Origin of the sequence: Haloarcula sp. KBTZ06, from assembly GCF_048595605.1 — an archaeon.
GTDB lineage: Archaea > Halobacteriota > Halobacteria > Halobacteriales > Haloarculaceae > Haloarcula > Haloarcula hispanica.
Genome location: NZ_CP184337.1, coordinates 213,077 through 233,714 on the forward strand (window position 1 = coordinate 213,077; position 20,638 = coordinate 233,714).

Annotated in this window: 23 protein-coding genes and 1 pseudogene; 8 read left to right on the forward strand and 16 right to left on the reverse strand. The window is 59.3% G+C overall.

The genetic code is table 11. From position 1 onward, the window contains the following. Positions 1 to 25: 25 nt before the first annotated feature. The 7 genes and pseudogenes from ACNO8S_RS01120 to ACNO8S_RS01150 all read right to left on the reverse strand — a co-directional run bounded on the left by ACNO8S_RS01120 (position 26) and on the right by ACNO8S_RS01150 (position 7,368). Positions 26 to 1,105 (reverse strand): GNAT family N-acetyltransferase, encoded by a 1,080-nt coding sequence (locus ACNO8S_RS01120; protein WP_014039357.1) that lies wholly within the window; start codon positions 1,103 to 1,105, stop codon positions 26 to 28. After that, positions 1,102 to 2,025 carry a glycosyltransferase gene (locus tag ACNO8S_RS01125; RefSeq protein ID WP_023843102.1) on the reverse strand — a complete coding sequence of 308 codons (924 nt, stop codon included), beginning with the start codon at positions 2,023 to 2,025 and terminating at the stop codon, positions 1,102 to 1,104. Before ACNO8S_RS01125 ends, ACNO8S_RS01120 begins: the two co-directional genes overlap by 4 nt. Positions 2,026 to 2,080: 55 nt before the next feature. Next, a complete protein-coding gene (locus tag ACNO8S_RS01130) occupies positions 2,081 to 3,073 on the reverse strand; it encodes a glycosyltransferase family 2 protein (RefSeq protein WP_044951633.1) in 993 nt (330 codons plus the stop codon). Positions 3,074 to 3,234: 161 nt separating this feature from the next. Further along, positions 3,235 to 3,447, reverse strand: coding sequence for a hypothetical protein (locus ACNO8S_RS01135; protein ID WP_420182799.1), 213 nt, complete (start codon positions 3,445 to 3,447; stop codon positions 3,235 to 3,237). Positions 3,448 to 3,774: 327 nt separating this feature from the next. Continuing rightward, positions 3,775 to 4,242 (reverse strand): annotated as a pseudogene (locus tag ACNO8S_RS01140) (polysaccharide deacetylase family protein); the annotation flags it as partial. Continuing rightward, complete coding sequence (locus ACNO8S_RS01145) at positions 4,220 to 5,944, reverse strand: right-handed parallel beta-helix repeat-containing protein (protein WP_233425843.1); 1,725 nt, start codon at positions 5,942 to 5,944, stop codon at positions 4,220 to 4,222. The gene ACNO8S_RS01145 and the pseudogene ACNO8S_RS01140, both read right to left, overlap by 23 nt. 101 nt (positions 5,945 to 6,045) lie before the next feature. Next, positions 6,046 to 7,368 (reverse strand): twin-arginine translocation signal domain-containing protein, encoded by a 1,323-nt coding sequence (locus tag ACNO8S_RS01150; protein ID WP_050037473.1) that lies wholly within the window; start codon positions 7,366 to 7,368, stop codon positions 6,046 to 6,048. Positions 7,369 to 7,581: 213 nt separating this feature from the next. On the opposite strand from ACNO8S_RS01150, the gene ACNO8S_RS01155 reads away from it, so the two are divergent. Beyond that, positions 7,582 to 8,790 carry a glycosyltransferase family 4 protein gene (locus ACNO8S_RS01155; protein ID WP_420182355.1) on the forward strand — a complete coding sequence of 403 codons (1,209 nt, stop codon included), beginning with the start codon at positions 7,582 to 7,584 and terminating at the stop codon, positions 8,788 to 8,790. Here ACNO8S_RS01155 and ACNO8S_RS01160 read toward each other — a convergent pair. From ACNO8S_RS01160 to ACNO8S_RS01190, 7 genes are all read right to left on the reverse strand, one after another. Beyond that, a complete protein-coding gene (locus ACNO8S_RS01160) occupies positions 8,765 to 10,183 on the reverse strand; it encodes an oligosaccharide flippase family protein (protein WP_023843105.1) in 1,419 nt (472 codons plus the stop codon). The two genes, ACNO8S_RS01155 and ACNO8S_RS01160, sit on opposite strands and share 26 nt — an antisense overlap. 128 nt (positions 10,184 to 10,311) lie before the next feature. Then, positions 10,312 to 11,367, reverse strand: a complete 1,056-nt coding sequence (locus ACNO8S_RS01165; RefSeq protein WP_014039365.1) for a DUF354 domain-containing protein — start codon at positions 11,365 to 11,367, stop codon at positions 10,312 to 10,314. A gap of 151 nt (positions 11,368 to 11,518) precedes the next feature. After that, entirely contained in the window at positions 11,519 to 12,499 is a 981-nt protein-coding gene (locus ACNO8S_RS01170) for a DUF1616 domain-containing protein (RefSeq protein ID WP_225308064.1), read from the reverse strand. Between the two features lie 6 nt (positions 12,500 to 12,505). Next, the gene (locus ACNO8S_RS01175) at positions 12,506 to 14,242 is read right to left on the reverse strand and encodes a hypothetical protein (RefSeq protein WP_228841583.1); all 1,737 of its coding nucleotides are present in this window, start codon (positions 14,240 to 14,242) and stop codon (positions 12,506 to 12,508) included. A gap of 546 nt (positions 14,243 to 14,788) precedes the next feature. After that, positions 14,789 to 15,235, reverse strand: a complete 447-nt coding sequence (locus ACNO8S_RS01180) for a hypothetical protein (protein ID WP_420182356.1) — start codon at positions 15,233 to 15,235, stop codon at positions 14,789 to 14,791. A gap of 63 nt (positions 15,236 to 15,298) precedes the next feature. Beyond that, positions 15,299 to 15,589, reverse strand: a complete 291-nt coding sequence (locus ACNO8S_RS01185; protein ID WP_151144593.1) for a DUF424 domain-containing protein — start codon at positions 15,587 to 15,589, stop codon at positions 15,299 to 15,301. Further along, positions 15,586 to 16,314, reverse strand: coding sequence for a tetratricopeptide repeat protein (locus ACNO8S_RS01190; protein ID WP_014039369.1), 729 nt, complete (start codon positions 16,312 to 16,314; stop codon positions 15,586 to 15,588). The genes ACNO8S_RS01185 and ACNO8S_RS01190 overlap by 4 nt, the downstream gene beginning before the upstream one ends. Before the next feature lie 84 nt (positions 16,315 to 16,398). Between ACNO8S_RS01190 and ACNO8S_RS01195 the strand changes: the two genes are divergently transcribed. From ACNO8S_RS01195 to ACNO8S_RS01205, 3 genes are all read left to right on the forward strand, one after another. Further along, positions 16,399 to 16,797, forward strand: a complete 399-nt coding sequence (locus ACNO8S_RS01195) for a hypothetical protein (RefSeq protein ID WP_023843107.1) — start codon at positions 16,399 to 16,401, stop codon at positions 16,795 to 16,797. 43 nt (positions 16,798 to 16,840) lie between these two features. Next, positions 16,841 to 17,404: an RNA 2',3'-cyclic phosphodiesterase gene (gene thpR / locus ACNO8S_RS01200; protein WP_151144590.1), complete on the forward strand. Its 564-nt coding sequence runs from the start codon at positions 16,841 to 16,843 to the stop codon at positions 17,402 to 17,404. 257 nt (positions 17,405 to 17,661) lie between these two features. Beyond that, positions 17,662 to 18,474: a ZIP family metal transporter gene (locus tag ACNO8S_RS01205; RefSeq protein WP_014039371.1), complete on the forward strand. Its 813-nt coding sequence runs from the start codon at positions 17,662 to 17,664 to the stop codon at positions 18,472 to 18,474. On the opposite strand, the gene ACNO8S_RS01210 is transcribed toward ACNO8S_RS01205, so the two are convergent. Then, entirely contained in the window at positions 18,471 to 18,923 is a 453-nt protein-coding gene (locus ACNO8S_RS01210; RefSeq protein WP_129756201.1) for a hypothetical protein, read from the reverse strand. The two genes, ACNO8S_RS01205 and ACNO8S_RS01210, sit on opposite strands and share 4 nt — an antisense overlap. Positions 18,924 to 19,109: 186 nt before the next feature. Between ACNO8S_RS01210 and ACNO8S_RS01215 the strand changes: the two genes are divergently transcribed. Genes ACNO8S_RS01215 through ACNO8S_RS01225 form a run of 3 tightly spaced genes read left to right on the forward strand, consistent with a single transcriptional unit; the run spans position 19,110 to position 20,208 of the window. Continuing rightward, complete coding sequence (locus ACNO8S_RS01215; protein WP_004518346.1) at positions 19,110 to 19,262, forward strand: 50S ribosomal protein L39e; 153 nt, start codon at positions 19,110 to 19,112, stop codon at positions 19,260 to 19,262. Then, positions 19,262 to 19,540 carry a 50S ribosomal protein L31e gene (locus ACNO8S_RS01220; protein ID WP_004518347.1) on the forward strand — a complete coding sequence of 93 codons (279 nt, stop codon included), beginning with the start codon at positions 19,262 to 19,264 and terminating at the stop codon, positions 19,538 to 19,540. The genes ACNO8S_RS01215 and ACNO8S_RS01220 overlap by 1 nt, the downstream gene beginning before the upstream one ends. A gap of 2 nt (positions 19,541 to 19,542) precedes the next feature. Further along, positions 19,543 to 20,208 (forward strand): translation initiation factor IF-6, encoded by a 666-nt coding sequence (locus tag ACNO8S_RS01225; protein ID WP_064287345.1) that lies wholly within the window; start codon positions 19,543 to 19,545, stop codon positions 20,206 to 20,208. 24 nt (positions 20,209 to 20,232) lie between these two features. Here the strand turns inward: ACNO8S_RS01225 and ACNO8S_RS01230 are convergent, their stop codons facing one another. Further along, positions 20,233 to 20,397, reverse strand: a complete 165-nt coding sequence (locus ACNO8S_RS01230) for a hypothetical protein (RefSeq protein WP_023843110.1) — start codon at positions 20,395 to 20,397, stop codon at positions 20,233 to 20,235. Positions 20,398 to 20,493: 96 nt separating this feature from the next. Here ACNO8S_RS01230 and ACNO8S_RS01235 point away from each other — a divergent pair, with 96 nt between their 5' ends. Beyond that, the gene (locus ACNO8S_RS01235; RefSeq protein WP_014039374.1) at positions 20,494 to 20,631 is read left to right on the forward strand and encodes a hypothetical protein; all 138 of its coding nucleotides are present in this window, start codon (positions 20,494 to 20,496) and stop codon (positions 20,629 to 20,631) included. The last annotated feature ends 7 nt before the right edge of the window (positions 20,632 to 20,638 follow it).

Genomic DNA, 20,638 nt, shown 5'->3' on the forward strand with positions numbered 1-20,638 from the left:
TCGTGGTTTGGTTCCAATTGTCATCTCAGTAGTTCTGTCCGCGATAGAGCCGGCGCCCGAATTTGAACGCACGCCAGGCGACCGCCGAAAGCCCTCTGTCCCACTGGACGATCGGGCGGACCGCTGGTCCGTACTGTGACTTGTACGAAAACAATCCGTCTCTGAAGTCCGCACCTGTCGTGCCGAAGTCGTAGCTCTCGAAGCCAGCGTCAATGGCCCACTGAATGGCCGCGCCATGGAGCTGTTCCGATGTCCCGTATTCGTAGGCTGACGTCTCCGGAACTGCCGAAAAGTAGTATCTGAGGGCTGACTGCTCCTCATCTACGATGCAGATGTGTCGGCCGAGGGTATCGCCCTCGCGGCGAGCAGTAAACACCTCGACTCGTTCGTCCATGTGTTCGGCAAGCGCCTCAAAGAAGGCCATTGGAAAGCTATCCGCTCCGATTCGCTCCATGTTCTGGACGTAGTCAGCATGGATCGAGGCCAGCATCGAGCCATCGAAGTCAGTCCGTTCGACGGTGACTGCGTCGTTGCGTAGTTCCGTCCGTCGTGTCCGGTCCATTCCGGACTCGATACGGTCCCACCCGGGCGTGAGGTCAAGTACGAGTCGGCAGGAAGTGACCGTCGATTCATACCCCTGACCGATGAGATACTTACTGTATCTGTTCTGTGCCTGGCTCCCCGTCCGGATTTTGTGCGAAAGCGCCTGCCGTGGCGCTGCTGTTATGAGTGCCGACAGCATCGCATCGAGACACGCCTCGTGGTCTGTGGCGATTACTGGACCGCCAGTGCCGGGATGGAGCGACACTAGACGCTCAGTTGGCAGGTGGCAAGCCGTCGCTTCCACAACCCGATCGGGGCCCGGTAGATCCGCTGGGTCGGGGGTTGCAACCGGTACCAGGACGGTCGGAAGCACGGCAACCGGGTTCGATCCTTTCGTCACGACCGCATGATAGGCCGGCCGATCCAGACCTGCTTCGACTGCCCGGAGCCATTCGTACCGGTGGAACACCGTTCCGAGGTCCGACTGTGTGACGAGATTGTTCCACTGGTTCGCGTTGACGGCTCTAACTGTACTGTGGATCGTCGTCTCGTGAGCAGTCATGCACACCTCCGGTCGATAGCTGATCGGTATACTGCGGTCAGACGCTCTGCCATCCGATTCAGACGTAGCGGCTCGACAGCAGCCCGTCCGTGGACAGCCTCTGACGACTGGAGGGTCGCTGTAAGTGCCGTCGTGAGTTCTTCGTCGTCCGCGCAGACGGCAGACCGAGCGGCCCCATCGATCAGACTCGCGACGTCACCGACATTTACCGAGACCACTGGTGTATTACACGCCAGCGCCTCTTTGACCGCGTTCGGTGACCCCTCGTGGGTCGAGGTCAGTATGAGCGCATCTGCGGCGTTCATGTATGTCGGGACCCGGTCGTGGGCGACCCCATGGACGACCTCAAGCGAGACCGGCGTGTCGAGACGCTCGTTGACCGCATCTATGACACGGACGGCTCGGGGATGGTCCTTTTCGGCACGGTCGGGGTCGTAAGGAAACAGCACATGATACCTGCTGTCATCCCAGCCCAACGTCTCTTTGGCAGTTTCGGTCGGGACTGGCTCGAACTGCTCGAAATCGACGGCATGAGGGATCACATGACACGCTTCTCCAAGCGCATCAGCCATGGCCGAAGACATTACGACGACTTCGTCAGCGAGCGTGGCACACTGGCGACTCAGCCGGTCGTACTGGCCGAAAATGTCCGATCCCCATAACGACAGGACGACCGGACGGGTCGGCTGTGCCAGTGCCATCGGCGCAGTCAATCCATAGTTAGCGTGGACGAGGTCGTATTGCCACGGGGCGGCACTGAGCGATTCCGTGTAGAACCGGAGATACGCCATCGGTGACCGAGTAGCTTCGTCGCCACCGGGCACCTCCAGAACCGTACAGTTGATGCCGTGACGCTCCAGCGCTTCGACTTGCTTGTGAAAAAACGGCCGCCGGGTTGTCACAAGCTGAAGAACGTCCATCGGGATTTACTCCCTCTTTGTGGCAGGAGTGGTCGCTGGGTCCTGCCAGAGACACTCAGTCACGCACATCCACCTCTGTCCCAGAACTCTTCCGGTGGTCGAGGACCACTCCGAGCGAAAAGACGAGGACGCCAAACAGGTTTGCGAGCGCCGCCGCTGTAAGTCCAGTGTCTTGTGCCAGCCCCAGTACGCCGGCGACCAGTCCGACGCAGATCGCACTGAAACCAGCGACGTAACACAGTACGAGCGGGTAGACTCCCTCTCGGACGTATGCTCGATCCAGTCGTGAACAGAAGTTCCGCACCAACAGCCACGAGACCTTTGGAATGTACTCCCGGTAGCGAATACTCGACTCGGCTTCATCGTACTTCGCTGGCATCGGAACATCTGCAACCCGCATCTCACTGACGCTGAGTTCCACAAGCAGATCGTTGCAGTACCCGTAGTACTCGTACATCTCGTCAAGGTCGATCGCCAACAGCGCCTGCCGTGATATGGCTGTATACCCGTTCTGGGGGTCTGTTATCCTCCAATAGCCCGACGCGACCCTTGTCAACGCTGTGAGGATCGCATTGCCGACAAGCCGGGCACGGGGCATCGATTCACGATACGCCGGTCTGTGGAGACGGTTACCCTTCGTGTAGTCCGCCTCGCCGTCGATGATGGGATCGAGGAATGAGTCGAGAATACTCGGGTCCATCTGCCCATCACCGCCCATCACGGCAGTTACGTCAATGTGGTCCCGCAACGCATGGCGGTAGCCTGTTTTGATCGCGCCACCGACGCCGCGATTGGTTTCGTGGCGTATCGGGCAGACTCGCTGTTCAAACCCACCATCTGTTTGCACGGATTGCTCCGGATTGGATGGGGCATCCGCCTGGTCCAGTCTTGCGTGTGCCTGAATTTCTGTCCATGTGTCGTCCATCGAGCAGTCGTCGATAGCGTAAATCCGGTCGACGTATTCCGGAATTGTATCGATGACAGTACCGACAAGTCCTGCTTCGTTGTACGCTGGGACAACCACACCAACAGTGTGCCCTCTATACATCCTCACCCATCAGGCTGAGACAGTCAACTGGCCCCACCAAGGCCTCGCTCGATCGCCTAGCACATATGTATAGTATCATATCTCTCTGCTAACTCCACAGATAGTGTGGCGATGGCTGACTCTCAGTTAATTATAAGTTCATTATCGGTAGAAGGATATCCTTACCAGGTCTGCTGCGGGGCCGAGCCGACAGTCCGCTGTGCGACTGTCTCCATGGTCCGGACCGCGAGACCCGGCCCACGCTTTTGATTGATATATGATAATACCGACTCCATCCGCTTGATCCCCGCGTCGTTGATGAGATTGTTTGGATGAAGCCAGAGGTGGAAGATTCCATCACCACCGTCGACCTGATCGACCCCTCGCTGGACCATTTTGACAACGGGGTCAGCCCACAGTGTCTCTGTTATCTGGCGAGCCCATCCTTCGAAGCAAAACAGTAACAGCGACGCCGGGATCTCAACGAGTCCATGCTCGTCGACACGAGGATGGACAATGGGCGGCGTAATTCCTAGCGGCGAGCCACTGACGGCCCGAACCAGTGGCGTCAATCGATTGTCGGTGTGCCAGCACGGTGGCTGCCGCCCACGGTAACAACGAAAACCCGATCTCGCAAGGACATCGCGATGTGCAACACGGTTACGTGGGAACACGAAACTGGACAACTCAATTCCGCAACGGTCGGCGAGCTTGTGACACCGCCCCAATTCGGCCGCCGCAACAGACTTCGAGGCCCTGCTAGACTGGAAATTAACGTGCGAAAAGGAATGACAAGCGATTTCGTGGTCGACTGTCGCGTCGGCAACTGTGTCAATGAGATCCGGCGCGCACCACAGTTCCTCATGCTCTGAGGGCCGTTCTCTGTCAAACCACGCCGCATTGAGCGGGTGGTTCGGGTGTCGACCATCACAGTCTTCAAGGAACAAGTGGCCAACGACCGCCCAAGTGGCGGGAAGATCATACTTTTCAAACAGGTCCAACAACTCTAGCCACATTTCTCGGGCGCGCGCGAGTCGTCGCTCCGGTAAGACCGGGAAATCGACAAACCCCCATGCGAGTTCGGCGTCCAGCGAAATGACGACGGTCCCCATCGATTGGGTGTCTTCAGAATCTAGGGTGTTAGTAACGTTCTCCTTAGAGTACTTTTTAGCGCCGTGGACACCCCACATCGCCGTCAGGAATGTTCTGTCCGTAGTGGTTGTTCCCGAAATGAAGGTTTGTTAATGATTCGACATGTGGCTGGATGACTGCTTCGTTACCCCGACCCGCCGATGGCTGCTTTGGGTTGTAAAACCAGTTGTGGTGGATCTCACCACGGTCTTCGGGGACGCCACGGATGCTGACGTGCGTTCCCGGTTCCTCAGGATGTTGACCAACGTGTCGGAGGGGCGTGAAGGTGTTATGATGGATCAGCAGCGTCGTTCCACCCGGCTGATGTGTTCCGACCTGGTAGGATGGTGTTTCGGTGCCGCCAAAGTGATTGTATCGGACCTCGTATCCGGCCTCCCCGGTCCCACTCGCAACAGAATGGCGATTAAAGTTGAATCTGTTGTACTCTATAAGCGTATTGTCCCCGTCTAAACATTGGATACCGTAGCCCAGTCCGCCCATGGGGTTGTCGTGGATATGGCAGTGATGGATATGTGTCGACGTTCGGAGTTTGAGTGCTGCGTGGTTGAAACCCCATAGCTCGGTGTTGTCGATTTCACAGCCTGCTCCCTCAACGGTGACGCCACTGGATACCGGGGTACCGTACTCGCGATATCCGGTTTCGGGTCCACTGATCCGGAGTCCGGTCAATCGGACATCCTCGCTCAGGCCCATGAGGTGTTCATAATCGATGACGCCAGTGGAGATCTGGCCACCCGACGCGCCGTCGATACCACGGTTAGAAGCGAGGGTTACTCCGGTAGGCACAGTTAGCCGGTCACTTCCGGTAACTGGTGAGGCATCAATGGTAGCGTCGCCAGCAACGTAGACAGTATCGCCGCGGCCGGCAGCATCCAGTGCAGTAAGCAACTCGGAGAGTGTCTCGACTACGTAGTTGGCATCTGACTCAGGAACCGTGTTGGCATACCCGCTGCCACCGCCGATCTCTGTAGCCGGATCTGGAGACCGCTCAAACGGCGAGAGGTCGATCTGCTTCCCATCAACGTATACCGCAGCGAACGGCTCAACGGGCCCGAAGTCGACAATCTCGCCGGAAAAGTAGTACTGGTCGCCGTAGCCGTTACCAGTATATCCGTCGATCGTCCAGGTGTCGTCGTCGTTACGGACGATGCTGTCATTGTCGTCAGCGGCGTTTTCCGTATCACCAGTACACGGAATCGGCTCACCCGTCGTCGTCAGTTCGTAATCGAGTTCAGAAGGGTCTTCCGTGGTCTGTATCTCAACGACGTGGTCAGCAGGCGCAACTACCTCCGAGACTGTCACTACCGCTCCGTCCAGCCGGATTTCGTAGTTCCCACTGGCATTGAAACCGGTAACGATACCGTTGATCTCGTAGCTATCGCCGAATCCATTGCCTGTCCGCCCAATTGCAGTCCACGTTTCGTCGTCGTTTTTCGCCACGCTATCGTTGGCCTCTGCTGCGTTCTCGCCGTCATTTACCGGGACGATCTCGCCTGTTGTAGTGAACTCGTAGCGCACGTCAAGGGAGCCAGTCTCGCTTTGCTGATCCGTTGAAATTATTTCGAGAGTACGAGAAGATGGCATTCCAAGTCCATTCGGAATCATCGGTACTGTACTTGCAGCCAGTATGCCTCCCAGTAGCTGCCTTCGTGTCAGTAGTGACCGTCCCTCTTTGGTGGAGTCCGCACTAGAACTGGCCCCATCATAACTGTGGGGTAGTATGTAATCCTTTTCGACCATTCAGGAGTACATTACTAATAATGGAATAAAGCGTAATTACGACTACCGCATCTTTCGAGGCCAAGTAACTACCAGTTACGATTCAGTTGGCAGGAACAGATTCAGACAGTAAGCCGAACCTTCCGCACGGATGAGTCGATAAGAGACAGCGGCTCGCCGGGAACCTGAATGGTTGAGTCGGTTATTAGGCACTCGTCTGCACTGGTGAACCTAACTCCATCGCGCCCCGCTCCCGACTGCTTGATTACGCAGTCCCGCAGTACTGTTCTGTCTCGATCAGCGATAACAACGGCAGCACCGCCGGCTGCGTCGCCAGTCACACTAACGTTCTGGAGAGTAAGTGGTGCCCCGGTGCCGCCACTGTCCCCACTGATGGCCCTGACCGCATTGTACTCGTCTTTGTCGACGTGGATCGTCGTGTTGCGAAGGGTTGCAGAGTCGTGGTCGGGGTGATAGACGATAGCACCGAATCCGGGGCCTGCGTCACTAGTGATAGTGATATCACAGTCGCTGATGAACTGCCCGGACTGGGCACGTAGCCTGATGCCGCGGACGTTTAGCTTCTCCAGTGACGGGTACGGTGGTACCGAATCGACGCGAACCGTGACTCCGTAAGCCGTCGATCCGGTTGATCCCAGCCGAACGTTAGCGATGTTGTTATTTGCGTACAGACCCCCTCTGACGTGCACAACGCCGTCCCGACCCGTATAGTTCCGACTGCTTCGGCCCGGTGCGGAGGCGTAGAGTCCGTTATTGGGGAAGTTAGCGACAGTGCAGTTCTCGAACCGAAGTGTCCCGGCGTGGTTTTTACCGACGAAGACACCAACACCGTTCCCCCCTTGATGTCCACCGTCGGGGGCAGAGACATCTCTCACAACCCCTGTCGAATCCGGGTCGCGCACGTCAAACCGGAACCCGACATGTGGTGTCGTCCGGTCCTGATCCGGCAATTGACCACGGATTCTGAGGTCCTGAGCCAGAAAGTCACCATTAGCAATCACCCTCAGGGTGTTTCCGAATCCCGGCCGTGAAAAGTCAAATGTCAGTCCTTTTAAAAGAAGGTCTTCGATACCCTCGAACGTAATGAGTGAGCGCTGATCGCTGGCTGGTGTCGCGGGCTCAAACAAGACCTGCGCCTCGGGCTTCGCTCGTAGACCCAAGTTACGAACAGGGCCGACGTCGAGGGAGCCAAGACGGTACCTTCCCGCGGGGAACTCGATGAGTGTATCATCATCGATGTACCCCTCGAGGACGTTGTCGATCCGTTCCGACCCATCGGGGTCTGCACCCGCTGCAATGGCGTTGACGACAGTGTCGAATCGCGACTGGGTCGTGACAGTCCCGGGGTAGCTAATACCGACTGTCAAGGCCGTAGCGGCGATCCCCTTAATAAATCTCCGCCGCGTCCGCTGACCTCCATTCATTGCTGCCTGTAGCCGTCTGAGGTATTATATAATACACCCCTTACCATCGATAGGTCGGGTGGCTCTCGCTGCCTTCCCGTGCGGTCTCCGGGTTGTGTGCGCATAACTCCCCTTTACTTATGACCGTAACCGTAGACTTTCGGTGCAAATGATAGCAGGAACAATCACACGAGGCACTCGACCCGTACCGGTGGGTCTGTAACCCCTGAGCCGATGGCACAGCGTCGCTCTCTCCTATTGATTCATCACCGCGATGTTAGGTCACCGTTCAGCGCGACTGTCCCACACTACATCTCGACAAAGCTTGCAGCTACACACACTGTTCATGTCATCTGTAGCGCCGACAAAGACCACGATGCAGGCGGTACTGGTAACACGTCAGTCGTTTACCATCCGATCCGAACCGGCAATACCCGCCTCTTTTCGACGATAGCGTTCTTCATCATCGCCACACTGTACGCGACCGTACTCGGGGCTCGGCATCGGTTCGATGCCACCTATGGCTTCCAGAGAACCCTCGTTCAGGCATGGGTTGGCGCTATTGCTGGTGACTCGCGCTTTGTCGCTGGTCTTCAGGTGGTTCCGGTCCGACAGAAGCGTGACTTTGTCATGTCTAGACAGGCAGATATGTCGCCCGCGGAGCGCCTCTCCGTCATGATCTGGGCAGGGTACGCCGCCGCAGTCAAAGTGGCTTTGCAGCGGTGTGATCAGGTCACCTGTTTGACTGAGGGGATCCGTCAAGTCACCGAACAGGAGTACGGGCTGGACCTCTCGTCGGCGACAGTCATCGGAATGGGCGTTGATACTGAGACGTTCGAGCCCGCTGACGGACGACAGACTGGTGACTCCTTCTCTAGACCACTGACCGTGACATACGTTGGATCGCTCGGCGCAGCCAGGGGGCTCCCACACGTTATTGAAGCGCTCGCAGAGTGTGGCGAGACGTTTGAGTTCCATATCGCGGGTGATGGCCAATCCGGTTACATCGATGCAATGCAGGCAAAGGCTGCGAAGTTGGGAGTGGCTGACCAGATCGTCTGGTACGGACGAGTGCCCCACAGTGACGTCCCAGGGCTGTTGACCCGGACTGACGTGGCCATTTCTCCGCTAGAGGATATCGAGTCGTATCGAATCAGTTACCCGGCGAAACTGCTCGAATACATGGCAGCCGGCGCAGTCGTCATGGCAACAGATATTCCGCCACACCAGCGCCTGATTACGGACGGAGACAATGGGCTCCTGTACGATGGAACAGCAACGGGGCTTTGCTCGGCGATCGAGCAGTGTCTCGATGACCCGGCTCTTGCCGGTCAAATCGAGCGCACGGCCAGAGAAACTGCTGAGGCGCATGACTGGGACACTGTTGTCGACAAACACGCCGTAGCGCTGTTCCCAACTACGCCCAACCAAGCGACCCCATAGCCTGCCGCAACTGGATTCGGATACCGGAGTTAGCCAACAACAGCCCGGCGTAACTCAACACGCCGACTCCGAGGCCAACGCTGAGACGAAGCCAGCCGGGATCGAAGGGACGAATCACCAGCGCAACCGTACCAGCCATCAGTGTCGCCGCGATAGCGCTCCAAACGATTCGTTTACGGGGGAGTGGAATGCGGACGAACTGCCGCACGTAATAGATTGACACCACGGCGGCCGCCGCCGCGCTCAGAGTCGTTGCGACCGCTGCTCCACGGATACCGAAAGACGGAATGAGCGCGAGATTAAGAACAACGTTCGCACTGATAGCGACGACACTGCCCCGGTAGCCCAGTTGCGGCGCATCCATTGCGTACAGTGCCGGACCGATAACAAGCTGTACTGACCGGAGGATCTTCTCTAGCATAAACACAACCAGCACAGGATAGCCCGCGGCAGCCGCGCTTCCGAAGATAGTAGTCAAAAGATCGGGGCCAAGGACGACTGCACCGGCGAACGCTGGAATAGTCGCGTACAGCGACAGCTGAACCCAGGTTCGGAAGGCGTCTTCAATGCGTTCAAACCGGTCCCGGTCGTGCCATCTTGAGATCTGTGGGAACAACGATGTGCGGATAGCGTTGGTCAACAGCAGCGCGACAGCGGCAACCCGCCAGGCGATTTCGTACACACCGACCAGTGATACCGGGACGAACAGACGGAGGATCGCCACGTCGATCCACTCGTAGACGATTCCGCTGACACTCCCGACGAACAGGTACCGCCCGAATCCAACGAGTGCGTGCGCCCGGTCCAGTCGAGGCCAGCCCACTCTGATATCGAGCCGTGCCATGGCTCCGAGCGCGGCCGCGAGGTCGCCCAGCACGAACCCGAGAACGAGGCCACTTGCACCCATTCCATTTACCACGAAAACGGCACCCGTTCCAACCCAGGTCAGCTTCCCGAATACTTTCACCGCTGCGTTACGCTCAACCTGGAATTCCCCCGCGAGCAGGCGCAGCGAAAGCTCTCGGACCTGTCTGATGACGAGGCCGGTGACCAGAATGGGTACAACGCCCGGAATGCCGATATACTGCTCAACATAGGAGGCAAATGCCACTAGACCGGCCAGCCACGGCAGCACCAGCAGTGTCTTGACGACGAGTGCCGTCCCGAGAACCTCGCCCATCGGGGCAGCAGCCGAAAGCTGTTTTTCAACCGCCTTCGAGATGCCCAGATCAGCGGGGATATTGAGCATCCCAATGACTGCCTGAAAAAGAAAGAACGACCCGATAGCCCCAGTGCCCATGGCTCGAGTGAACCCGGCAACCGCTGCAAACTCGATGATCGCGAGTGCGATATTTCCGGAGAATAACTTCAGGACGGCCGTTCTAACTTCCATATAGCAACACCAGTACCTCGTGGACTGCGCTGGTATCCATTTGTTAGCAGGGGATTATCTAGCTATAGCAAGGCGTACCGCGATTGAAACCGATGCATACCGACGGGATAGACGGTGCCTGTATCGGTTCAATCGTTACCACCAGTTCGGATAAGCTCGACCATGTGCTCCGTTACGTCACGCTGCTGTGCCAGGAGCCGCTTACGTTCGCGCTCCCAGCGCTCCGCGTCGTCGTCAGACAGCAGAGAGTCGGCCCGGTCGATGGCCGCTGTCCCATCTGTATACGAGTACAACAGCTCCCGCTCCTCCAGTTCGAGGAAATTGTGCATATCGTTGTCTCCGACGACGGAATTTATTCGGATAGCTGGTGTCCCCAGCAGGGCAGCCTCAGTTGGCATCGTCTGTGAATCACCGATATAGAGGTCGGCAAAGTAGAGGAGGTCATGGACCAGATGCGGCGGGACAGCGAGCTGATGCCGGTCGTACTCTGTCGGCAAGTCCCCCTCACAGGTAATATACACCTCGCCCCGATCACATAGCTGCTCAACGAGCTGTGACCTGGCGTCCGTGTCGAGTCCCTTTTCACCGATATCGTGGTACGCATCCCAGCCCGCCAGTCTGACCACGGTGTAGGTCGCATCTGGGTTGACACCGTGGGCTCGTAGACGCTCTGGGTCCGGCTTGAACCGGTCGGGGTGGAGGTACGCTAGCTCCTGGAACCCGACCGTGTGTGACTGTCCAAAGGGAACGTGAAAGTCCATCCCCGGTGGCGAACAGATATCGTCGACGAATGGGAGCGTGAGTCCGTGATACAGCAGCCGAACCGTCCGCGGGCGAAGGACTGTGTCCATGTACACAAGGTTCCGACAGCCAAGCGCAGTGGCGACGTGGACCGCTGGCGGGGCCAACCGCGCGACGATTACGGAGGGATCAAACTCACGGGCCAAGTTGTAGAGCCGCCGCTCTCGCTTCGCAAGCTCGGCTGTCAGCTCCACTAGCCCGTCGCTTTCGGTGGTAAGTGTGACGTAGTCCAGTCCCTCGGCCGAGAGCAGGTCAACCGTCATCTCCTTCTCGCGAGCAGCCACGAGCGTCTCGAAGCCCTCTGCTTCGAGCTCCCGGGCGGCATATTTGAAAAGATGGACCTGTGCGGGATGATTGACGCTGAACAGGACTCGTTCACTCATCGGCTGTCTCTCGTCGACGTTGCAGTTTCAGAACTGGGTCCCTCGTGGGCCAGTATCCATCGGTGCATAAGATCTAGTATTCCTGCAAGCGATGGCCAGTAATTTATACTCGAATTAGCTGTCGAGAGTCCGAGGCTATACGCGGATGGGGTCATGGTAATCGTACCTCGACAGGGACAGACACCACTCTGAGTGCATTGTCCCGCGTGGGTGTTTCCGGGGCTTGTCCCTCATACAGGAGCACGACGACGGTGCCGTTGCCCGACGGTCCATCGAGTTGCACGCTCACGTCGTCCGTTACCGGGATCGACGGTCGAGCGGTAACAGACGTCCGCTGCCTGACTGACCAGGAACCGGAGCCGTTCCCCGACTGGCGCTCAAATCCGACAACGTACGTGTACTCTTGGGACGTATCGCCGTGGTGTTCGATTTGGACTGTGTAGTTACCCGTATCACCCGGGAAATAGACGCCCTGGTAGCCTTCGATGGTCACATTTCCTGCAGCGTTCTCAGTTCCGATTGCGAGTTCGGCGTTCGCCGTTGCTCCGTTTCCATCGAGAACCACTACGCCAGCGACGGTGACCAGTACCACTGCAACGACGGCGGCCAAAACCGGTAACACGTCGATACGTGACTCGATGCCGAGCACTTCGCGTCCAATCCCGCCGTCCACCGGCGGCTCCCAGCCTGTAACAGTCCGCCGGCCCACAGCGACGGCACAGCACCCAACTGTCACGGTAGCGGCGACAGCACAGATCAGTGAGAGGCGAATCCGAGTCACCATCGAGAGGCCGTACAACACCATCGGGAGTCCCGATGCGCTTGCGACAACTGCGAGTGTCACACGTTCGACCGGGACAAGCCCGTTTAGTCGGTTACGAGGTCGCGTAGGCGGGGCTCGGCTATCGCTTGTGACTGATTCGACAGTCAAGCTCGGGAAGATCGCAGTGACCAGAGCATATCCCGGCGCGAACAGCAACACTGGCAGGGCAACGGGGATCCGTGCCGTCGGTCCCAGCCATCCCGGAGACTGCAACACCGAAGCCACCACGGTCGTATAGCTGGCGACGAGTAGCAAATCGGCGTACGGCCCCGTCCGGTGTAGCAGCCGGTTACACAGTGAGTGAATCATCGGTAGCTACCCTGACACCTCGAAAGTACGGCAGTACTGGACCGCCCCATTGTTATAAACTACGGCCGAATCGGACGGACAGACGAGTTCCCTGTCAAGCTGTACTTTTTTGAACCGACCGTTAGCAGTGATGATTGGCGACCCAGTGGACTGATAGCGCCGGTACACCCGGTCTCTGCTCTCAAAGCCACCGCTATCGGTGTCGTACTCTAACGGCCGCGACGACTGGTTTTGCCAGAGTGGAAACACCATCCGGTAAGGGTGATCGGTCACGACTGTACTCCGATCCTGTGGCCGGAGCGCTGAGATCGATTCCACCGCGGCCAGCTCAGATTCCGTGTGTGAGTACCGCGGGTATGCTTCCTCAAAGGCAGGGTTCTCGAGCGTCGCCTTACGTGAGACGAAGACTGACCCGGGGAACACAAGCGCGAGAATCAGCATACAGGCGACGACAGTACGGGTCCCAAACTGTTGTGTGACGTATCGCAGGCCAAATACGCCAACGATTGCCATCAGGACATAGAGGAACGCGAACCATCGATCCGGAATGAAGACGTTGATGCCAAACAATGGGAGCCCCAGTGTGAATACAAGCATAATCCCCGCGCCGACAACAAATATCGCGGAGAGTTGGGTGAGGCGGTGTCGCTGAAGCAACACCAGTAGTCCCAGCACTAGCAGACACAGCAGGATCGAGAACCCCATTGCGTCAACGAGAGTCACTGCAGTGGGGACATCTTGCACGATTGAGGCGGGCAGTTTTTCACTGGCGGCGTTACTGCTGCGCAGGTTGAGGAAGCCGGCACCTGAGAGGTCGCTGCTGAGCAGTACAATCATCCGGCCGATGAATGACTGGTCTCCATAGGGCGTAACCGACCAGAACCCCATTGCCAGTACCGTCGTCGTACCGAACAGTCCAATCGTGTTTACCGTTGGAATCTCCGAGGGGACGCGGTCCGCGACGCCACTGAGATAGTCCGTATGGTCTGTGACGAACTTGGCGACGACACCGGCACCAAGCAGTGTAAGCACGATGAACGTCGACACCTGATGGACCAGCACGACCGACAGACAGCAGTACAGCGTAAGCGCATACAGTGGGCGTCGGGTGTCGGTGTAGAACAGCTTCGTTAGTCCGAACAGGACGGCGGCGAAATAAACGAGCCCAAGACTGTTCGGGATAACGTCGATACTCCAGCGCAACATATAATCGCTCATCGTGAACAACGCTGCAGCGAGAAGCGAGCCCCGTACTGCCAGCATATACCGGGCTGTACTGTATACTAGTAGTGGCGTCATCGGAATGACGAGTGCGACGCTCGCAAACATGGCTGTCCGGAGACTGGATCCGAACAGCGCCGCACCGCTGACGACGAGTATGTGATACACCGGCGCCACCGAGTACTTCGACTCGGAGATAGCAGCGGTTGTTCCGGCGGACTGTATGTCCGCGATGAACTGGGTTACGTGAACCCATGTGTCGACGCCAATGAATCCTGGAGTGGTCAGCAGGGCGGTGTACTGGATCACGAGCAGGAGCCCGAGCAGTTCTGCGAGCACGACCCGGGGGCGCAATGCCGATGTCTCAGCGAAAACGATCTGCGCAATGATTGCCGTGCCAATGACGCCGCTCACGAGATGGAACTGAATCGTCCGGCCGTTCTGGAGAGCCCCAAGCAACGCCAGGGATCCAATTCCAACGATGACAGCCGTCTCTACGACCCGTACCGCGTTCTTTCCCACGAACGCTGTCGTGTGCGTGCGTGCTTCGTCGGTTCGTAGCCACCCCGCCAGATATGTCAGGCCAGCAACCCCACCACATAACGGGACTATGAGAACAAATATCTCTGTTGTGAACAGCACCAGTGGCGCGAGCAGTACTGTGGCAACTATTCCGACACAGGCGATAACAACGTCTCTCGGAACGGACTTGCGACTGATTTTCGGGACCGACGGCAGATTCATGTTTGGCCGTCAGCTGTCCTCCACCAGATCATGGTCCCCCCTTGCGTGATACGATACTTTGTTAACCAGATCTTTCGGCGTAACCAGCCTGAAAACGGCTACTTTCCGCGAATGAATGTGTAATAATACCACGGCACACAGGCGTGGTGAGCAAAGTCCGCAATCTCTCGCTAGTCAGACATTTCGGGATATGTTGTGTACCGCCTAAGAGGTGCTCTACTCTCTAAAAAACCGGTAATGAGGCGTTATTAGACTGATGAGGCTTCTTTCGGGGCACCCTGTACACTGGCTGTCGTCCGCTATCGATAGCGGGAACATATGGACCTACTCGGAGTCAGACTCAGCAGCCATCATGTGCTGTTCCCGGTAGGTATCAAGCAGGTAGTTGTCCCAGACGAGGTCTCCGAGGACGTGGGCGTACAGGACGAGGGCGGTAAACAGCGACAGCGGCTCGGAGACGAGACAGAGGCCGACCACGACCACGCCGCCGACGAGGTGATGGCTGAGGAGCCGCTGGAGCGGCCAGAGGTCCTGTGGGCCGAATATTTCGTCCTGGTCGAGCACCACTATCTCGGGGTTCCGGAGACAACGGCGGAGGGCGGCCCAGTCGCCGGTCTCCAGTCTGGCCACGGCGAAGTGGTCGAAGTCGATGGCGACGCCGACGACGACCGCGTAGCCGACGGCGGCCCACCAGGGGAGGGGGAGCGGCAGGACAGCAACGCCGACGGCCCCGACGGCCGCGGAGACGATGGCGTGGTCTCGGGAATACATACGTGTCCCTCTCGATGGGGGAGCGCAAAGACTGTCGGGGTCAGGCTTGCGGGAGCGCCCCAGCTACATCCAGAGCAGTTGCGCGTGGCGTGTCTCGCCGAGGTCGAGGACGTTCTCCTCGTCGACGAAGCCGTGTTCGACGGCGACGGTGACGGCGTCGTCGCCGACGATGTTGGCGACCGAACAGCGTGCGAGACTGTCGACGATTTCGTCTTCGGTAGCCGTTTCGCCGCCGTAGAACTCCTCGTTGACCGTGAGCGATACGGGGCCGTTCTCGAACGTTTCGCCCATGATGTCAGGGTCACAGACGGAGACGAGCAACCCCTCGTCGGTGTCGCGTTCGTTGAGTATCATTCAAGCAACTGCTGTTCGGCCTCCTCGCGCATCTCGTCGACCTCCTCGGCCAGTTCCTCGGCGCGGTCGAACTCGCCGACCTCTTCGAGGGCGCGGGCCTTTTCTTCGAGCACGTCGGCGTTGCGGAAGCCGAGGCGGACCGCGTTATCGAACGCGTCGATGGCCTCGTCGGCCAGGCCGCGTTCCAGCAGGAAGAAGCCGCGGTTGTACCAGCCCTCGCCGAAGCGCGGGTCGATTTCGACGGCGCGCTCGGCGTGTTCGAGTGCCTGCTCGGAGCGGCCGGACTTCCAGAGCGCGTACGCGAGGTTCGTCTCCGCTGTGGCGGCGTGGTCGGACTCCTCGTCGAAGTTGAGTGCTTCCTTGTACGCGCCGATGGCGGCATCCCACTCTTCGAGTTCCGCGTGGGCTGCGCCCTTGTTCGTCCAGGCCTCCTGTTTGAGCCGGTCGTCGTCCGTGTACTGGGCGACGCGCTCGAACGTCTCGGCGGCCTGTTCGTGGCGGTTGATGTGCATGTACTCCAGGCCGACATCGAGCAGTTGCTCTGGGTCGACGGCGTCAGAGGAGACGTTCCGCTGGTCCAGCAGGTCGGTGACGACACGCGAGTCGACGGGGTCGACCTTGTCCGGGTCCACCTCAAACTCCGGCGGTTCGAGATCGAACCCTTCGTAGGGGTCGTCGAACCCCTGGCCCTCGGAGAAGGCGTGGTCGTCGTCGTGGTCTGTCATGCCTCCTGATTGACGGCCAATCCGGTTAAGGGCTACGTCCACGGCTCGTGAAGATTTAGGTGTCCTGCGGTCGGATTCCCGGATATGCGGGACCCACTGGCAGTAGACGCGTTGCTCGTCTTCTTCGGGGGTGTGTTCGCAGTCGTTAGCTGGGCTGCTCTCACCTCAAACCAGACCTCGCTGTCGCTGTCCGCCGCTGGAGCGGGCGTTGCAGGAACGGTCGTTCTGGCGGTTCTCGTCGGACGCTACTACGCGCAGCTACCGGCGTTCGGGCGCTGGGTATCCAGTCCGGCAGAGACGCCCCGGGCACGAGCGCGTGTAGCCCTCCTGATTGTGGCGGCCATTCTCGTCCGGCTATCTCTCGGTCTCCTTCCCGACACCGCCATCCCCGCTCTCTTCGGCGTCGCGGTCGCAATGGTCGCTCTGGGACTCGGACATAGTCTCTGGCGGTGGCATACAGCCCCAGATCACAGCAGTCACTGACCCCGTCGTAGCTTTCTTGCGGACACGACCGGAACCGCTAGCTATGGCCAACCGCCTGTTCGTCAGCGTCGATCTGGACGGGCTCGAAGACGCTATCGAGAGCGTACAGGAACGCTTCGACGGCGTCTCTGGGCTTCGGCTGACCGACCCCGCACAGGCCCACATCACGCTGAAGTTCCTCGGCGACACCGACCCGGACCGCGTTGACGACATCGTCACTGCTCTCGAAGGGGCGGTCGAAGACAGCGGCGTCGAGCCGTTCGAAGCCGAGTTCGGCGGTCTCGGCGTGTTCCCGGCGCTGTCCTACATCAGTGTCGTCTGGGTCGGTGTCCGCGACGGACAGGGTGGCGCGGAACTGACCGCGTTGCACGAAGCCGTCGAGGCCCGGACCGTCGCGATGGGGTTCGACCCGGAGGACCACGAGTTCACGGCGCACGCAACCATCGCCAGGATGGACCACGCCGGCGGCAAAGAGACGGTACAGGACACCGTCAAGAACGAGGACCCGGATGTCGGTCGCCTGCGTGTCGAGGAAATCCGGCTGAAAGAGAGTGAGCTGGGACCTGACGGCCCGACGTACCGGACCGTCGAGTCAGTGTCATTATGAGTGTGTGCCGTCTCGGCCAGCGGGGTTGCTGTCGGTGCGTGTTCTACACGGACACTGTTGGCGTGCATTTGTTGTCATATATCTGTTAGAATGCGTGTTGTGGCGTCGGGACTATCGTAGCACTGGCCTATAACCGAGTGAGGGGCGTCAATTAGCCGCTTGAGAACCTATTTACAGCGTGCCAGCAGACTGTTTAGGCCGACCAAAACAATCAGGTTAGTGACAATTTTTATCGGTCCGAGCGGCGTAGGACCGATATGGTCGCCGTTGAGAACGTTGCTTTCGTGTTCGTTGCGGGGTTGCTTACGGCGCTTGCCACCGGCCTCGGTGCGATCCCGTTCTTTCTCGTTGATGAGTTCTCCGACAGATGGAACGTCCTGCTGTGGGGGCTGGCCTCGGGAATCATGGTCGCCGCATCGCTCTTCGGACTCGTCCGGGAGGGGCTGGCATACGGGTCGCCGCTGCTGATGATTCCCGGCATTCTCGCTGGCGTCCTGCTCGTCGTCGTTGCCCACGAACTTCTGGATGACTTCGACCAGTCACCCGAGCAGTTCGAGCGGGCCGACTTCAAGAAGCTTCTGCTGATTCTGGGCATTCTGACTGTCCATAGCTTCCCAGAGGGCGTCGCCGTCGGCGTCTCCTTCGCGGAACTCGGGCTGGAGTCGGCCACGCCCGAATCCGCTGTGGGTATCCTCGGCGTCTCTGTCCCGCTGCTGGCTGTGTTCATGACTGTCGCCATCTCCATCCACAACGTCCCTGAGGGGACTGCTATCGCCATCCCGCTCCGTTCGCTGGGTGTCAGCGAGTGGAAGATGGTCTGGTGGGCGGTGTTCTCCTCGCTGCCACAGCCGGTCGGGGCCGTTATCGCGTACTACTTCGTCACGCTGGCGAAGGCATTTCTCCCGTTCGGCTTCGGCTTCGCCGCTGGGGCGATGGTGTATCTCGTGCTCACGGAGTTCGTCCCCGAAGCGCTGGAGTACGGCGACGGCTTGCCGGGTGGCGGTAAACGCGAACTAACTGCCGGCGTCGCCGTCGGGGTGCTGGCGATGGTACCGCTGGCGTTCGTTTAGAAGGGCAGTTTGCTTCGGATGACGGTGAGGTCGACGAAGGCCTTCAACGGATCGTCGTAGTCATCGACGCGTGTTTCCATCCGGTAGTTCGAGTGGTCGACGGCGAAGAAGTACGGCCCGGGTTCGTCCAGTGACTCCCGTGCGCCGCCGTCGTCCGTGGACGCCTGATAAATATCCGACCCCGCCGGCTGGACCGCTGTCTGGCTGAACTTGGGGTTCCCCGGCGGTGTCTCGTCGGGCTCCCGACCCTTGATGAACGTGTCGTACTGCTCGAACTGCTCGCGGTCAGTAAAAAAGTACACGTTGAACGGGATGTCCGCTTTGACGATATACCGTAGCTCACCGCCGGGGTCAGACACGTCAGGGATCTCCTCCTTGATCCACGCCTCGTGCGGGTTGACTCTGACGTCCTGTTGCACGCTGACGACGACCTCACCGCCTCCACCCATGCAACCAGAGCCGACGGCTGTCGCACTGACACCCATTGTCTGGAGGAATCTCCGGCGCTTCATCCATTGATAATCAGGGCCACGGACTACTTAGTTCTACGTCCGCAGTTATAGCCGCTGATAACGGGCCGCGACCGGCTCGAAAAGGAAGGAATTTAAACCACGGCGCGGAACAAGCACCATACCATGGGTAAGAAATCGAAGGCTACGAAGAAGCGACTGGCCAAACTCGACAACCAGAACAGTCGAGTCCCGGCCTGGGTCATGCTCAAGACGGACCGCGAGGTCCAGCGCAACCACAAACGACGCCACTGGCGGCGCAACGACACTGACGAATAATGAGCGCCAGTGACTTCGAGGAGCGTGTCGTCACCGTCCCGCTCCGAGACGCGCGAGCCGAACCGAACCACAAGCGCGCAGACAAGGCGATGATCCTCATCCGCGAGCACCTCGCCAAGCACTTCTCTGTCGACGAGGACGCCGTCCGCCTCGACCCCTCGATCAACGAGGCGGCCTGGGCCCGCGGCCGCGCCAACACGCCGAGCAAGATCCGTGTTCGCGCCGCCCGCTTCGAGGAAGAGGGCGAAGCCATCGTCGAAGCAGAGACCGCAGAGTAACGTTGCTCCGCGCGGCTTTCTCCGGGTCGTCGTACGTGGGTGTGTTCGCCCGTGCGACCGACGACTGCGTGCTGGTTCGCCCAGACTTAGACGAATCGCTGCTCGACGACCTGAGCGACGAACTTGATGTGCCGGCCGTGCCGACGACCGTCGGCCGCTCCGGGACCGTCGGCGCGCTCGCGACCGGCAACGAGAACGGGCTGGTCGTCTCCGAACGCGTCCGTGAGACCGAAATCGAACGGATTCAGGATGTCGTCGACGTGCCCATCACCAGAATGCCCGGCCGGATCAACGCCGCCGGCAACGTCGTCTGCTGTAACGACTACGGCGCGTACGTCCACCCCGACCTCTCTCGGGATGCCGTGCAAGCGGTCAAGGATGGGCTGGACGTACCCGTCGAACGCGGCGTCATCGCCGGTGTCACGACCGTCGGGACCGCCGCTGTCGCCACCAACAAGGGCGTGCTCTGTCATCCGAAGGCCACGGACGGCGAACTCGACGCCCTCGAGGACATCCTCGACGTGCCGGCCGACATCGGGACCATCAACTACGGTGGTCCGCTCGTCGGCTCCGGGTTGCTCGCCAACGACCACGGCTACGTCTGTGGCTCGGACACCTCCGGGCCGGAACTGGGCCGTATCGACGCGGCGCTCGGTTACATCGACTGACGCGGTTTTCATTCTGCTGCCCGCTCAGGACGGATGCTGGTGGCTGAGTTTTTCTGCCACCACGCTTGGAACGGGCAGTCCGCAGTCCCCACACGCCCAGGCCCGACTGGTTCCGCCCCGCTCCAGCGTCAGGTCCTGCCTGAATCGCAGGGCCGCACCGCACTCGCACTGGTAAGTCGTCTCGCTCATAGCTGGCTGTACGTATTGCCCCGGGAAATCCATCGGGGCCGGCAACCATGACAGCTCGTGTCAAAGAATAATATAGTGCGTCCCCAAACGTCACGTATGGTCCAGCGAACACCGCCCGCGGAAGACCAGAACCGCCTCGTCTGCCGGAAGTGTGACTACTCGACAGGTGTACTTCGCCCGTCCTGTCCCGAGTGTGGCGGCGATATGGTGTACGCCCCGGCGTCCGAGGAGTAGGCCCGTC

Bases quoted from the DNA above. Each gene is read 5' to 3' on its own strand.
- ACNO8S_RS01120 (WP_014039357.1), bottom strand. From the start codon at position 1,105: ATGACTGCTCACGAGACGACGATCCACAGTACAGTTAGAGCCGTCAAC.
- ACNO8S_RS01125 (WP_023843102.1), bottom strand. From the start codon at position 2,025: ATGGACGTTCTTCAGCTTGTGACAACCCGGCGGCCGTTTTTTCACAAG.
- ACNO8S_RS01130 (WP_044951633.1), bottom strand. From the start codon at position 3,073: ATGTATAGAGGGCACACTGTTGGTGTGGTTGTCCCAGCGTACAACGAA.
- ACNO8S_RS01135 (WP_420182799.1), bottom strand. From the start codon at position 3,447: ATGGTCCAGCGAGGGGTCGATCAGGTCGACGGTGGTGATGGAATCTTC.
- ACNO8S_RS01145 (WP_233425843.1), bottom strand. From the start codon at position 5,944: ATGGTCGAAAAGGATTACATACTACCCCACAGTTATGATGGGGCCAGT.
- ACNO8S_RS01150 (WP_050037473.1), bottom strand. From the start codon at position 7,368: ATGAATGGAGGTCAGCGGACGCGGCGGAGATTTATTAAGGGGATCGCC.
- ACNO8S_RS01155 (WP_420182355.1), top strand. From the start codon at position 7,582: ATGGCACAGCGTCGCTCTCTCCTATTGATTCATCACCGCGATGTTAGG.
- ACNO8S_RS01160 (WP_023843105.1), bottom strand. From the start codon at position 10,183: ATGGAAGTTAGAACGGCCGTCCTGAAGTTATTCTCCGGAAATATCGCA.
- ACNO8S_RS01165 (WP_014039365.1), bottom strand. From the start codon at position 11,367: ATGAGTGAACGAGTCCTGTTCAGCGTCAATCATCCCGCACAGGTCCAT.
- ACNO8S_RS01170 (WP_225308064.1), bottom strand. From the start codon at position 12,499: ATGATTCACTCACTGTGTAACCGGCTGCTACACCGGACGGGGCCGTAC.
- ACNO8S_RS01180 (WP_420182356.1), bottom strand. From the start codon at position 15,235: ATGTATTCCCGAGACCACGCCATCGTCTCCGCGGCCGTCGGGGCCGTC.
- ACNO8S_RS01185 (WP_151144593.1), bottom strand. From the start codon at position 15,589: ATGATACTCAACGAACGCGACACCGACGAGGGGTTGCTCGTCTCCGTC.
- ACNO8S_RS01190 (WP_014039369.1), bottom strand. From the start codon at position 16,314: ATGACAGACCACGACGACGACCACGCCTTCTCCGAGGGCCAGGGGTTC.
- ACNO8S_RS01195 (WP_023843107.1), top strand. From the start codon at position 16,399: ATGCGGGACCCACTGGCAGTAGACGCGTTGCTCGTCTTCTTCGGGGGT.
- thpR (WP_151144590.1), top strand. From the start codon at position 16,841: ATGGCCAACCGCCTGTTCGTCAGCGTCGATCTGGACGGGCTCGAAGAC.
- ACNO8S_RS01205 (WP_014039371.1), top strand. From the start codon at position 17,662: ATGGTCGCCGTTGAGAACGTTGCTTTCGTGTTCGTTGCGGGGTTGCTT.
- ACNO8S_RS01210 (WP_129756201.1), bottom strand. From the start codon at position 18,923: ATGGGTGGAGGCGGTGAGGTCGTCGTCAGCGTGCAACAGGACGTCAGA.
- ACNO8S_RS01215 (WP_004518346.1), top strand. From the start codon at position 19,110: ATGGGTAAGAAATCGAAGGCTACGAAGAAGCGACTGGCCAAACTCGAC.
- ACNO8S_RS01220 (WP_004518347.1), top strand. From the start codon at position 19,262: ATGAGCGCCAGTGACTTCGAGGAGCGTGTCGTCACCGTCCCGCTCCGA.
- ACNO8S_RS01230 (WP_023843110.1), bottom strand. From the start codon at position 20,397: ATGAGCGAGACGACTTACCAGTGCGAGTGCGGTGCGGCCCTGCGATTC.
- ACNO8S_RS01235 (WP_014039374.1), top strand. From the start codon at position 20,494: ATGGTCCAGCGAACACCGCCCGCGGAAGACCAGAACCGCCTCGTCTGC.